8 protein-coding genes are annotated in these 14,399 nt (G+C 63.5%); 2 read left to right on the top strand and 6 right to left on the bottom strand.

Going from position 1 to position 14,399, the window contains the following annotated elements; genetic code table 11:
* Positions 1–140: 140 nt before the first annotated feature.
* Both DNK59_RS15430 and DNK59_RS15425 read left to right on the top strand, forming a co-directional pair.
* Positions 141–572: a PaaI family thioesterase gene (locus DNK59_RS15430; protein ID WP_092320403.1), complete on the top strand. Its 432-nt coding sequence runs from the start codon at positions 141–143 to the stop codon at positions 570–572.
* Between the two features lie 200 nt (positions 573–772).
* Positions 773–1,561, top strand: a complete 789-nt coding sequence (locus DNK59_RS15425; RefSeq protein WP_092320402.1) for an IclR family transcriptional regulator — start codon at positions 773–775, stop codon at positions 1,559–1,561.
* 116 nt (positions 1,562–1,677) lie between these two features.
* Here DNK59_RS15425 and DNK59_RS15420 read toward each other — a convergent pair whose 3' ends face one another.
* The 6 genes from DNK59_RS15420 to DNK59_RS15395 all read right to left on the bottom strand — a co-directional run bounded on the left by DNK59_RS15420 (position 1,678) and on the right by DNK59_RS15395 (position 14,302).
* Entirely contained in the window at positions 1,678–4,605 is a 2,928-nt protein-coding gene (locus DNK59_RS15420) for a GLUG motif-containing protein (protein WP_110723743.1), read from the bottom strand.
* A gap of 171 nt (positions 4,606–4,776) precedes the next feature.
* A complete protein-coding gene (locus tag DNK59_RS15415; protein WP_110723742.1) occupies positions 4,777–5,937 on the bottom strand; it encodes a fimbrial protein in 1,161 nt (386 codons plus the stop codon).
* Positions 5,938–6,151: 214 nt separating this feature from the next.
* On the bottom strand, positions 6,152–9,187 hold the full coding sequence (locus tag DNK59_RS15410) for a GLUG motif-containing protein (protein ID WP_110723741.1): 3,036 nt from the start codon (positions 9,185–9,187) through the stop codon (positions 6,152–6,154).
* A gap of 75 nt (positions 9,188–9,262) precedes the next feature.
* Positions 9,263–10,906 (bottom strand): ShlB/FhaC/HecB family hemolysin secretion/activation protein, encoded by a 1,644-nt coding sequence (locus DNK59_RS15405; protein WP_371920288.1) that lies wholly within the window; start codon positions 10,904–10,906, stop codon positions 9,263–9,265.
* 79 nt (positions 10,907–10,985) lie between these two features.
* A complete protein-coding gene (locus tag DNK59_RS15400; protein WP_110723739.1) occupies positions 10,986–11,747 on the bottom strand; it encodes a fimbria/pilus periplasmic chaperone in 762 nt (253 codons plus the stop codon).
* Complete coding sequence (locus tag DNK59_RS15395; RefSeq protein ID WP_256596385.1) at positions 11,747–14,302, bottom strand: fimbria/pilus outer membrane usher protein; 2,556 nt, start codon at positions 14,300–14,302, stop codon at positions 11,747–11,749. Before DNK59_RS15395 ends, DNK59_RS15400 begins: the two co-directional genes overlap by 1 nt.
* Positions 14,303–14,399 lie beyond the last annotated feature (97 nt).

The raw sequence follows: 14,399 nt of genomic DNA, 5'->3' as shown, positions 1-14,399 counted from the left end.
GGTAGATTATTCGCTGACATTCTGCATTTCAACGCGCAAATGCCTCTGCGAAACACAATCAGAAAAATCACCGCCTGCCGGTCATGGGCGCCTCGCCTCCCGCGACTCGGACCAGGACCTGACCCCAAGGGCCATCGCCTATGAGTGCCGTACCTGACGCGCCGATACTGCAAGGTCTGTTCAGTGGCTTCGCCGCCCATCTCGGCTTGGACCTGCAGCAATACCAGCAGGCGCAGACCGTCATCGCGGTCACCGTCCAGCCCCATCACCTCAATCAGGCCGGCAATCTGCACGGCGGCGTCATCGCCTCACTGGCCGACACCGCCATGGGCATGAGCGGAACCTGGCACGCCGACCCCGAGCAATGGCGGCTGGCCCTGACCCTGTCGTTGAACATCAACTACATGGCGAGCACACCCCCGGGGACCGAAGTCCGCGCGGTGGCTCGCACCCGGGGCGGCGGCGTGAAGATCTTCATGGCCAGTTGCGACCTGCTGGATGCCGAGGATCGACTGCTGGCCAGCGCCGAGGGCGTTTTCAAGCGTGGCCGACTGCGCCTCGACAGCCGCTGAGGCGGTCAGCCGCAGACGCTGGATCGACCCGCTACGACCGCCTGACGAGACGGCTGCCTGCCTGGCGCAATAGTGTTCCGAGAGGGAATCGTCGATTTCATTTCAAGCGGTTCCGGGATAACATTTTTGCCCTGTTTCCAAGAACCCGCTGTCTGGTCAACTGGCATTGCGCCCGGCACCAGCCCCTACCGGAAGACCCCATGCACGACCCGAACGACGCCCCGGAACCAGCGCCCAAAGACCGCAAGTTCGTCGAAGCCCTGGCCCGTGGCCTGGAAGTCCTGCGGGCCTTTACCCACGGTCACGCGGTACGTGGTAACCAGGACATCGCCCGCATCACCGGCCTGCCCAAACCCACGGTTTCGCGCCTGACCTACACCCTGACGCAGTTGGGCTATCTCAAGTACAACCAGGACCTGGAGAAGTACCAGCTGGATTCGGCGGTACTGGCCCTGGGTTACGCCTACTCCGCCAGCCTGCGGGTTCGCCAGTTGGGCAAACCCTTCATGGACGAGTTCTCCCGGCGCACCAACACCACGGTCAGCCTGACCTGTCGCGATCGCCTGTCGATGATTCACGTGGACAGCAGCCGCCCGCCGGAAGTGGCCAGTCTGCGCATGGAGCCCGGGTTGCGCCTGCCCCTGGCCACCAGCGCGGCGGGACGGGCCTACCTGGCGGCTACGCCGAAAATCGAGCGTGACCATCTGCTGCGGGAAGTGGCGAAAAAAGTCGGAGATGAATGGCCGGTCCTGGAAAAGTCCCTGGAGGACTCCTTCCGTGAATACGAAGCCTTTGGCTTCTGCCTGTCGCTGGGAGAGTGGGACCGCAACGTCAATGGCGCCGGCGTGCCACTGCGTCTGGCCGACGGCAGCATCATGGCCCTGACCTGCGGAGCCCCGAGCTTTCAGCTGTCCAGTGAAAAACTTCAAAACTCCCTGGCCCACCAGTTGGTGATGCTGGCCCGGGATCTGGAAAGCCTCGGCGTCTGAAGCAGACGCCAGGGCAGATGTTCGGCTTGTGCAACGAGCCGGGTACATCGGGTACGCCATGAATGGCCATGACGCACCCTGGACCGGCCCCGGAATCAGCGGGGCCGTCCCATCAGTTACTCGTCACCCCACCGGTCATAGCCAGCAATCACCTGGATATTGCCGAAGGCTGCGGATTGACGAATGTCACCCAAGTCCAGGCCCGCCAGGCCACCCAGCCGCGCATCCCGGCTGCCGGTGACCTCGCCGCTGGCCAGCGTATTGACGATCTGGGCCTTGTTCTGCCCCACCAGGCCGCCGACCAGGCTGTAGCTGCCGCCGGTGACCGCGCCTTTGGCCGAGGCCGTGTCGATCAGGCTGTCACCCTTGTCGACACCATGACTGCCCACCAGTCCACCGACCATGCTCTTGGCGCCGGCACTGACGTCACCGCGGGCCTCGACCGATTTCAGGTTCCCGGTGTTGTAACCGATGAGTCCGCCGACATGGCTTTGATCCTTGGCCTGGACATCGCCCAAGGCCAGCGCTTGGGCAACGAGCCCGCCGGCGTTGGAGCCGATGAGGCCGCCCACATGGCTGTTGCTGGAGCCCTGAACCCTACCGGACGCTTCGGCCATGCTGATGTCGCTGTCAAGGTTCTGCCCGACCAGGCCACCAAGGTGCTGGCCGTTCGCCGCATTGACCGAGCCGCTGGCGTTGACGTTGCGCAGAACACCGTCGCGGTTGAGCCCCACCAGGCCACCGGCCGTGGCAAAGCCTGTGCCCTGCAGCGCGCCGCTGGCCGAGGAGTCGCTGATCCGGCCCGATTCGTTGCGCCCGACCAGGCCTCCAACGTTGCTCGCGCCGTTGCCGGATAGGGCAACCCCTGACTGGGAGCCCTCGATACGGCCGCCCTCGTTGTAGCCCACCAGGCCGCCCAGGTTCGTGCCCTTGTAGCTGTAGCCGGCGCCACTGTAGACCGCTCCGGAGCTTGCGGAATTGGCAATCAACCCTTGACGGTTGATGCCCACCAATCCACCCACTCCGCCCTCGGCATGGCTGGCGATGCTAGCGGTAAGCCGGGCATCGGCGCGGCTGTTGGTCACGCTGCCACCACCGGCCGCTCCCTGGCGATTCTCACCCACCAGGCCACCGGCCGCCGAAGTGTAGGCATTACCCAGCACCACGCCGCTCATGGACGACGCATCGATGGAGCCACCAAAGTTGCTCCCCACCAGCCCACCCACCAGGTTGTCCTGCCGGCTCTTGGCATTCACTCGCAGATCGCTGGCGCTGACGTTGGCAATGCTGCCGCTGTTGCGCCCGACCAGGCCGCCGAGCGCGCCGGAACCGGAGGTGGCACCGTTGATGGTCATCGAGGCCAGCTTGAGGTTGCTGATGCTGCCGGACGAACTGGCGAACAATCCGCCATCGGCGCCGTTGCTGTTGACCGTGAAGCCACTGAGGGTATTGCCCAGGCCATCGAAGACGCCGCTGAACCCCTGCTGCCCACCTATTGCGGTGAGGGCGCTGCTGCCATGGACGGAGTTGCCGAGGACATAGCGACCCGCCAAGTCTTTATCGATCGCCTGCAACTGCTTGGCATTTTGAATGACGCTGTAGTCCGCGCCGTTGGCGTCAAAGCGAGCACCGCTGCCGGACAGCGTGACGCGTCCATTCTGGCCCAGCGCAACATCGCCACCGTGATTGATCCCAAGACTGCTGTTGCTGCCGCTCAGCACAAGCTGACGGTTGAGCTTGATATCGCCCTGGGCATCGAGTTCGACCCGGGCATTGGCGCCGCCGGCAAACAGACTGTCATCCAGGCGGATGTCCTTGGCCGAAGAGAGACTCAAGCGGTTGCCGCTGAACCAGAAGATCCCGTTGTCCACCGCCACGTCGCCCTTGCCACTGGCCAGTTCGATATGGGTCGTGGCCAGGTTGCGCGACAGGGTATCGGCATGCACGGTGTTGCTTTTGGCGCTGATGAACGAGCCGACCTTGACGTCGTTGCTGGCGATCTTCCAGGTGCCCGTCTGGCCGTCCCTGGACTGGGTGTTGACCTTGGTCGGCAACTGCACCCGAGTGCTCGCCCCCCGAGTCTCGATCACCCCGCCATCGCCCTCGCCAGCCAGTGCGCTGGCCTGCAGCGTACCGTCAACATTGACCACCCCCACAGCGCCGCCATCCAGGGTGATCCGCCCGGCTTTTTGCGACAGGGTATTGGCTTCGATGGTGCCCTGGTTGTTGACCACGGTCTGCAGCATGGCACCGGCGCCCTTGGCGGTCATCAACACCTGTCCGCCGTCGGCCTTGAGCAGGCCACCATTGCTTGCCAGCGCATTGACCGCTGCGGCATCCACTTGCAGCTCCAGCAGTTGGTTGTTGTCGAAACTGACGGTGAAGCCATTGCCCGCGCCCAACGCCACGCTCCCGCCCTGGGCCTTGATCGTGCCCTCGTTGCGCACATTCGCCCCCAATAACGCGATAGCGCCACCGTCAGCGGCGGTGATGGTGCCCTGGTTGAGGATTTGCGCCCCTGAAGTCCCGGCGAACTTGTAGTTGCCCGCGTTGAAATCGGCATCGCTGAGGTTCTGGGTCGAAGCCACCAGGCCGCCGACATTCACTTGCGCGCCCTGGCCGAAGACCACCCCGTTGGGGTTGATCAGGAACACCTGGCCGTTGGCATTGATCTGCCCGTGGATCTGACTGCCATTGACACCTATCACCCGGTTCAAGGCGATCGAGGTACTGCTGGGCTGGTTGAAGGTCACCGACTGCTCGGCACCCACGTTGAAATCCTTCCAGTGGGTGATCAGTTTGTCGCTGTGCTGGTTGATGGACAGGTGCTGGCCCTGGGTCTGCATATCAGCGCTCCCGGACACCACTTGCGCGCCTGTCGGCAAGGCGAAGGCCGAGGGCCCGCCGATCAATGCCAGAAGACTGGCGGCCGCCACCACCAGGCCCTTGCCCGAGCCGGAGCGGCGCCGACGGCGCGCCCCTTCATGGGTCACGTTCCAGCAACCCTGGGCCTGGTTCCAGACCAACGCGTAAATCTTGTTCATGCAAATACTCCTTATCGGTTGAACAACGCCCTGCAAACCTTTACAGGGCGGCACAACATCCAAAGATCCGCTGGGACCGTTGAAGCGTTGTTTAGGGCGCACGCAGGGCACAGGCGCGCCTGCGCCAAGGCAATCCATGGCGCAACTGGGTTTGCTCGGTGCCTGTCGTGGTCAGGGGAAGGTAAAGGTGAACTCCGCAGCGCCATTGGCCTGGCCGGCTTCGATTTCGTCGTCGTTGCCGGTGCGGATGTAGCTGGCCCGCAAGGGAATGCTTGCGCCATCACCCACGCGCTGCATCTCGTAGCTCTCACCGTTGTATTGGATCGGGAGCCGGGTCAGGTCGTTGATCACCACGATGCCGAAGCCCTTGGCGGGCCGGGACTGGGTCGAGGAACTCAGACCGAGGATTCCCGGGGGCATCGAGGCAGAAGACTTGTCGGTGAAACTGATGCGCGGTTTGGCATTGGCTGCACAACGACTCAGCTCAATGCGAAAAGGTACCTGTGGCGAGGTGTCGTTGACCTTGGGAAAGTCCGTCAGGGCAAAGCGCCCCAAAGGCACAGGGATGGTCTTGTAGCCCTCGACCACGCAGGTATTGGGAATCACGATCGGTCCGCCGCCGCCCATGCTGATCAGCTCGGGCCCCATCAATGGGTAATTGTGCCGGCAGATGCCAGGGGGGGTGGTGTCGGTGGGCCATGCCACCTCGGAGCCCAGGCGCGCCAGGTTGGCGGGCAGGTCGAATGCATAGAGCATCAGGTTGGAGCTGCCGACGACACTCTCGACGGTCAGTTTGCCGCTGGGCAACTGGTCCGGCGGTACCGTCAGGATCAGTGATTGAGTGAAGCGGGTGATCATGGTCCCGAAGGGACGCCCACCGGTGTCGTAAACGAGTTCGCTTTTTTCCAGGGCGATCAGCTTGGGGGTCTGTGTCAGGGTCAGGGGCCCGCCATCCTGGGGGTTCACCGTAACGCGAAAGCCTATTCCCTCGACGTTGGTCGGTGCGGATTGAAAACGTTGCGGCGTACCGCCACTCCAGTTGCCAACCGTGACCAACTCGCGCTCCCGGTTACCCGAGGGGGAATAGCGGAAGTTGGTGTACAGGCTGACCGCGCGCTGCCACAACACATCGCCCTCCTTGGCCCTGCCGTCCAACGGCGTAACCGCCACCCACGGCGTGCCATCACCGTTGCTGAACTCACAGTTCAGCGCAAAGCCATTGACCGTGGCGGCTTGCACGCCCCCACAGGACAACCCTGTCAACAGCACTGCGCCCACCCACAGGCAACGTCGTTGCAGATCAGCTACCAGCCTGAGCCATTGGCGAATCATCTGTCATTCTCCCAGCCTGCGCCTGTGTACCGCGGCCCCTGAAAACGGCTGCGTGATGCACAAGCGAGATGGATTGCACAGCGATGGCCGGCTGCTTCCGGCCATCGGCAAAGAACAGACAGGGGACGGAACAAGCAGGTACCCGCCAGCAGCCCCGATACGCCCTGCACCGGCACGGCGTATCGAGAAACTGCGTCTCCCCTGTACTACCTCATCAGTTGCGGATATCGCCCTGATTGAGGCCAACCAACGGTACCTGGGTCGCCTGCCCCAACGCGGTGTTGTAGGCCAGGATTCCGTCGTTGACGCCGGCCAGGCCACCGTAGATCTGCTTGCCGTTCGCGAGGAACTTGACGTTGCCGTAAGCCACGGACTGACGAATATCCCCCTGGTTCAAGCCGACCAATCCACCCAGAAGGGCAGAGCTGCCGCCGCTCACCTCGCCACTGGCCAAGGAGTTGGCGATCCGCGAGTTGTTCTGCCCGACCAGGCCACCAACGGTACTCTGGACACCGCCCACGACGTTACCTTTGGCCGATGCGGTATCAATGCGGTGATCCACATAATCGCCGTTGGTCCCTATCAAGCCGCCGACGAAGCTGCTGGCGCCGCCGCTGACATTACCGCTGGCCTCGACTGAACTCAGGTCGCCATTATTGAGCCCCACCAACCCGCCGATATAGCTCAGGGTGCCGCCTGTGACCTTGCCGCGAGCCACTGCATATTCGGTAGTGCCGGCAAAGTTGTTCCCGATGAGGCCGCCGATGTTGCCGCTGCCACCCCCCACAACCTCACCGGTGGCTTCAGCGGTGTGGATTTCACTGCGGCTGTTCTTGCCCACCAGACCGCCAACGTTGGCACCGGTCGAGTCGGCAACCCTGCCGGAAGCACTGACGTTGTTCAGCACGCTGTTCTGGTTCAAGCCCACCAGGCCGCCTGCTGCCGCTGACCCCGTACCGGTGATCGCACCGCTGGCGCTGGAGTCAGTGACGGTGCCGTCGTTGTTGAAGCCCACCAGGCCACCGATGTTGCTGGCGGCGTAACCCCAGACGTTGACCGAGGAGCTTGCGCGCTCGATGGAGCCGCCCTGGTTGTAGCCCACCAAGCCACCCAGGTTCGGGTCCTGGACGTAGCGGTTGAAACCGGTGCCGACGGTGCCGGCACTGGAAGAGTCGGCAATCGAACCGCCCTTGTTGACCCCCACCAGGCCGCCCATACCGCCAACGGGACTGATCTGCATGGTGCCCAGGACCTGCACGTTGGTGCGGCTGTTGGTGATGGAACCGGTGCCGGCGAAACTGTTGCGGTTTTCCCCTACCAGCCCGCCGACAGCCAGGGTGTAGCCATTACCGGTGACGGTACCGGCCATGGTTGCACGATCGATTTTGCCGCCGGAGTTGATCCCCACCAGGCCACCGAGGTAGTTGTTCTGATTGCTGTTGGCAACCACCCGCAGATCGGTGGCACTGACGTTGGTGATGGTGCCGCTGTTCAAGCCCACCAGCCCGCCGATATTGCCGAAGCCGGCGCTGGAGGTCGTGCCGTTGATGGTCATGGAGGCCAGCTTGAGGTTGCTGATATCACCCGACGACTTGCCGAACAGACCACCGTAGGAGCCATCGGTGTTGACGGTGAAACCGCTGATGGTATTGCCCAGGCCATCGAAGGTCCCGGTGAACTGGTTACTGCCACCAATGGACTTGATGCTGCCACTGCCCTTGATGTCATTGCCCAGAACATAAAGACCGTCGAGGCTGGTACCGATCGCTTGCAGCTGCGCGGCGTTCTGGATCACGTTGTACAGGTCGCCATTGGCGTCGAACCAGGCGCCACTGCCGGACAGGGTGACCCGGCCATCCTTGCCCAGGGCATAGGAATTGCCGTAGTCCAGACCCAGGCTGTTGTTGATCCCGGTGAGTTCCACCGCGCCATTGAGCTTGATGTCCCGATCGGCATTGAGCTCGATGCGAGTTCCGCCGCCGCTGCCCTTCAGGCCGCTATTGATGTGGATGTCCTGGGCCGAGTTGACGCTCAGTTGATTGCCGCTGGCCCAGGCAATGGCGCCGTCCACCGAAACGTCACCGCTCTTGCTGTTGAGCTCGACATTGGTGGTGGCCAGGTTGTGCGCCAGGGTATCGGCATACACGTTGTTGTTGCCGGCCGTAGCGGTAGGGCCGACCTTGACCTCGTTGGAGCTGATCTTCCAGGTGCCGGCCTTGCCGTTGTTGGCCAGGGTGTTGACCCGCGCGGCCAGTTGCACCTTGGTGTTGGCGCCCTTGGTCTCGACCACACCGCCATCGCCCACCGAGGTCAGCGCACTGGCGCTCATCGAGCCGCCGACGTTGACCACACCCACGTCACCGCCATCCAGGGTGATCTTGCCGGCCTTGCGCGACAGGGTGTTGGCTTCGATGGCGCCCTGGTTGTTGACCACGGTCTGCAGCATAGAGCCGGCGCTCTTGGCGGTCATCAGCACCTGCCCGCCGTCGGCCTTGAGCAGGCCGCCGTTGCTTACCAGGGCATTGATCGCCGCGGCATCCACTTGCAGGTCCAGCAGGTTGTTGCTGTCGAAACTGACGGTGAATTCATTGCCACCGCCCAGGGCCACCCGGCCCTTCTGGGCCTTGATGGTGCCGTCGTTGCTCACGCTCTTGCCGATCAACGCCACGTTGCCGCCGTCAGCAGCGGTGATCATGCCTCTATTGACGATCTGCGCTGTTGAGGTGCCGGCAAACTTGTAATTGCCAGCGGTGAAGTTGGCATCGGTGATGTTCTGGGTCGAGGCCACCAGGCCGCCGACATTCACCTGCGCGCCCTGGCCGAACACCACCCCGTTGGGGTTGATCAAAAACACCTGGCCATTGGCCTTGATCTGCCCCTGGATGTCACTGCCGTTGACGCCGATCACCCGGTTCAGGGCGATGGAAGTCTTGGTCGGCTGGCTGAAGGTCACGGTCTGGCCGTTGCGCACACTGAAGTCGTTCCAGTTGGTGATCAACTTGTCGGTGTGCTGGTTGATCGACATCTGCTTGCCGTTATCGAACGTCAGGATATCCGCCGTCCCGGAGACCACGGTTCCCCCGGTTGGCAAGGCGAAAGCCGCGGGCAGACCGCCCAGGCCCAGCAAGCCGGCAACCATCGCCACCAGGCCTTTGCGGGTTGCGCAACGACGGCGGCGACGGGCGCCTTCGTCGGTCACAGTCCAGCAACCCTGGGCCTGATTCCATACCAATGCATAAACCTTGTTCACGTTGACTCCTCATCTATCAATTAACGCCCTGCAACCTTTGCAGGACGGCACTGCATCCGAAGTACACGCAGGCCTTCAGAAATACTGTGTGGCGCTGGCCCAGATCCGCGGTGTGCGTTCGGGTCCGCTGCTTTCCTGGCTGTTGTTCAGGGGCCAGGCGCCGGTCACGCTGATCTGTTGCGATGGCCCGCTCCAACTGGCGCCCACACCGGCGCCCGAGAGCTGGCGGCGGTTTTCCTCGCGGGTCCAGGGACGTTTGTTGACCTGCACCGCACCGTGGTCGACAAACGTCTTGAGCTGCCAGCGAGGCGCCAGGGCGTAGCGCAACTCCAGGCTGGCCTGCCAGCCCTGGTCGCCACTGCCATTCCCCTGGGGATAGGCACGTACGTCGAACGGACCGCCCACGCCGAACTTTTCCGAGCTGTCCAGGTTGGCTGACGCCCACTGAGCGTTGAGCTGGGTGTAGAGCTGAAAACGCGGGCTCAGGTACTGCAGGCGCGCGGCATTGAGGTTGAACTTCTGGAAGCCGCCGGCGGTACCGGCGGTGAAGTGATCACGCCATTGGTCACCAGGATCGTCGAGGCTCAGCCGCCCACTGCCAAAGGTGAGGTAGAAGAAGGTCTGGCCGCCGCCGAGCAGGCTGTCCTGGACATTGCCATTGAGGCCCAGGCTCCAGAGTTCCACGTGTTTCTTGCTGCTGACCTCGAACAGATCGATGTCATCGCGCAGGCGCTTGTCCTCGTATTGCAACTGGGCGCTGAGATCGAAGGTACGGCTGCGGATCAGCGGCTGGGTGACAAAGACGCTGCCGATGCTGGCCTGGCCGTGGGCCTCCAGCAGTTCAAACACCTTGCCCAGCTCATAGGTCATCTGCGAATAGGCCACGCCCAGGCTGGTGGACCAGGGGCCAAGCGGGAGCTTGTAGGCGGCGCGGTAGTAACGCTGATCCTCATCGCTGCCCAGCACCCGCAGGTTGAGCTGGTCGCCCAGGCGCAAGGGGTTGTTCAGATTGAGGCTGCCCCCCAGCCGATATTCGCCGGTGTAGTAGCCGCCATAGTTGTCGGCTTCCAGGCTGCCGCTGGCCCAGGGCCCGGGCCGGGCATCGATCAGCAGGTCGGTGGTGCCGCGCTGCTCGCCGGCACGCAAGGTGCCCTTGACCCGTACTCCGGGCAGGTCGCTCAACAACAGCAGACTGCGCTCAAGGTCATCGCTCAACACCGGGGCATCGCTCTGGAATGACGACAAAGGACCACGAAGCACCGAGTCCAGGGCCCGGGACTGGTTGTGCAGTTCGATACGGCCGTAACGCCCCTCGATGACCTCGATGCGTACCACGCCGTCCTCGATCTCCTGGGCCGGTAGAAAGGCCCGGGCCAGCATGTAGCCCTGGCTTTGGTAATAGGTGGTCAGGCGTTCGGCAGCCGCACGCAACTGGTTCAGGTCCAGTTCCTGCCCCTTGAGGTCCGCCAGTAGCGCCAACAGGGTCGGATTGGAAAACGCCTGATTGCCCACCAGCACGAAGTCGTTGACCTGCAGGCGAATACCCGAGGTATCCGGGGCGGGTGCACTCGCTGGCTTGACCGCCGGTAGGTCCAACTCCGGTTCCGCCGGTTCCGGCAACGCCGGTTGGGTGGCCTCGATATCACGCATCGCCCGCCCCGCGCTGGGTACATACCCGGCGGCCGTCGCCAGCCCCGGCAGCAGCAAGAGCAGGCTCAAACAACTTCTGGACAGCCGTTGCCCAGCCCACGCAAGGTACCCGGCCGGCGGGCCGCTCAATGACTTGCCCAAGGCAACTTCAGTCTTGTATCCGCGCACTTCCACTCAGCGTCTCCCCGCTGTCTGTTGCCACTTGGTAATGAACCACCGCCTGATCCGGGGTCGTTCCTGGTACTTCGGGCAGGGCGATCCGCGCCGAGCCAAAAGGCTCCACGGTGATGCCCTGTAAACTGATGGATCGACTGCCGCTGCCCAGCGCCAACTGGGCAAAGGACACGTAATACGGCGTCGGATTACTGGCCAGCAGTGCGCCTTCACCCTTGCCCTCGGCGGCGAAGCGCCACCTGAGCTGGCGTACGGCCTGGTCTGCCGTGCCCGGTAAGCCCTGGGGGCGATACAGCAGCTTCATGCGCATGCGGTAGGCCAGGCGCAGGACGTTCTCGGTCACCGGCAGCCGGGACGGCACTTCCAGAAAGTTGATCCAGAACACCGACTCCCGATCGCTAGGCAGCGGCTCACCGCTGTAGCGCAGCATCAGGGCCGTGCGCTGCATGGGCTCCAGCCGGGAGATCGGCGGCGACAGTACGAAAGGCACCGCCAGCCCGCTGGGACTGGCCTTGGCATCGCCCTTGTCCAGCCAGGCCTGCAACAGGATCGGCGCCTGGCCGATGTTGCCAACCCTGATGCTCATGACGGATTTGTCAGCGGGGAAGATGAACCGGGTGCCGGCAATCGACAGGTCGGCCTGGGCCCAGGCACTGCACCACAGCAGCAGCGCCGCCAGCAGCCAGCGGCCAACACCGGCACGGCGTGGCATGTCTCGCCCTTTCAGGTAGCGCATCAAGGCTCTCCCCCCTGGCGTGAACCCGCGTTGCCAGCGGGAGGTGTCCGGCAGGGAAGCTGGAGCAGGTCATAACCGGAGGCGGACGCCGGATCACGGGGCGGCAACTGGTAGTCGATCAGGCAGCGCTGGTCCGGCTCAGTGCCCCACTCCACACGCAGGGTTCCCTGGTCCTGTTCGGAACGCAGCACCAGGCGACTGCCTTGGCCGACGGCCCCCAGTTCGGCGCCGCTCTGGTCATCGACGGCGACCGCGGCAAACGGCAATTGCCGGCCGTTGGGCTGTCGGCTATCGATCAGGAACGCCCGGGCCCTGCGGGTGGGATACGAGAGCATGACCACCGCGCCCGCCACCGGCGCGACGTTGCGCGAACTGACCTGCAGTTCGACATCGTCGGCCATGCCGCTGGGATCGATGTCCACGGTATTCAATTGATAGGGGCTCAGGCTCGGCACCACGGCGTAGCCGCTGCCATCCACCCGCGTCCGGGCATAGCCGACCCTGGCACCCTTGGCATGGGGGGCGTACACCAGGCCCGAGGTTTCACTCAGGGTCTGGGAGAAGGTCAGGCCGCCCCGATGCAAGACCATGCCTCCGGAAGCCCCCAGGGATTGCTGGCGATAGTCGCTGCCCTGGGAAAAACTCGAGCTCAGGGACACCTCGGGCATGAAGTAGTTGAAGCTGGCGTTGGTCGCGGTTTCGCGCTGACGTTGATCATGGGACGCGGACACGGCATAGGTAGCATCGCCCCGCTCCCCCAGGGTCCCGGACACACCGCTGGTGTAATGCGCGCCGGAGTTCTGGTCGTGACTGGCGTAGGCGTTGACCGTCGTTCCCCGCCGTCCCTCGTGCCCCAAGGGGATCGACAGGCTGAAACTGAAATAGGTGTTGTCCGCCCCGGCTCCACGTCCCGAGCCATTGCTGGACGCGCGCATGCGCTGGGCCATGAATGAGTAGCTGTTGCCCCGCCATTGATTGCCGTAGCCCAGTGCGAAATTCAGGGTCTGGCCCTGGCGATTCCAGTACTTGAGGCTGGAGCCGGTGACATACAGCTGGCCGCCGCCCTCGCCCAGTTGCTGGTTGATGTTCACGTCCAGGCGGTCCCGCACGCGGGAAAACGACTCGGCCCTGGCACCACGCTCCACGTAGTCCTGCAAGGCAATGGCGTCATGCAGCCCCAGATAGCCACTGGTGGAATAGCGATACGCCAACAGGGAAAACTGCGTACCGCTGACGGGCAGGTTCTTGCTGTAGGAAAGGCGCAGGCTCGACCCCTGCAGGCTGCCGTCCCGGGGCAATTCGGTTCTGGCCTGAGTCAGGTCCAGAGCGAAAGCGCCCACTGAGGTATTCAGCGCACTGCCGATCAGCGCCGACATGTAGCTGCCGGTCACTGCCGTACCGAGGTAACCGGTCAGCTGGTTATCCAGCCCGCGGTGCACCGTGCCCTGGGCCACATACTGCTCGCCGCCAAGCCCCGGATCGGTGACCTGGCCCGCCGTCAGGCTGTAGCGTGAAGTGCCCGGCCGCAGCAATTGCACGGTGGTGGCAAAAGGCACGGTGAAACGGCTGATTTTTCCATTGGCCTCGGTGACCGTTACCTCCAGGTCACCGCCAAAGCTTGCCGCCTGCAAATCGGCAATTTCGAAGGGGCCGGGGGCAACCGTCGTCTCGTAGATCAGATAGCCGCGCTGATACACCGACACCTTGGCATTGGTGCTGGCGGTGCCCCGCACTTGCGGTGCGTAGTAACGCTGGGTATCGGGCAACATCCGCGGGTCGCTGGCCAACTGAACGCCGCGAAACGACACCGAATCGAACAGATCGGCATCGGTCACGCTTTCCCCCACCAGCAACTGCGAGTGCCAGTCCGCCAGCTCGGTCTGGGCATAGATATAGCCACGCTGATAGCGGCTGCCCAATTCCGGCGACCAGGTCGCGGTACCGCTGTGGCGCAGGCGCAATGCGCCGATATTGAGCCCCATGTTGAGCCCGGCGTAGCCATTGGTCTGGCTTTGTCCACGGCTCTGGGAGCTGAACAGGCTGGTGTTGTAATTGAGCACCGCCGCGGACACTCCGGAATCCCAGCTCGCCGGATCGACGTAGGTCTTCGACAGGTTCGGCTGGAGGAAGAACTGCGGCACCGACAGTTCGATCTTCTGCTCGGCGATATTGATGCGGCTGGTTACCCCAGGGATGTAGCTGCCCAGGTCTCCACAGAACAACCCCTCCCCCATGAGCGGGTGGGACGCCCCGGCTCCCTGCGCAGCATCGGCCTTGTGCAGGTCGATCCCCAGTTGCTGCAGCGACCCGCGATCGAAGCACGGCTGGCTACCTTGCTGCTCGTCGCTGGCACGGAACTCGACCTCCAGCAACGCCCGCCATTGGCCACTCACCAGCAGATCGAGCAGGTATTTGCCGGGCGCGATATAACCCAATTGCTCAAAGCGCGAAGTATCGATGGGTGTCTCCTTGCCTTGAAACAACATCTGGCTGTCGAACAGCACACGCTCGCCGCCAGCCTGGTGAGAGCTCTCCTCGCTCGCGACAAGGACCATCGAGTACCCCATCAGCACTGCCAGACACAGCGTCTGTACAACCGGAGCAGAACCCCGACCACACCAAACACCCGGGCGCGCAGATACACCGCGCCTA

Origin of the sequence: Pseudomonas sp. TKO26 (assembly GCF_003225665.1) — a bacterium.
Classification (GTDB): domain Bacteria; phylum Pseudomonadota; class Gammaproteobacteria; order Pseudomonadales; family Pseudomonadaceae; genus Aquipseudomonas; species Aquipseudomonas saponiphila.
Note: the sequence above shows the minus strand (reverse complement) of the source record. Positions and strands in the feature narration are given on the sequence as shown.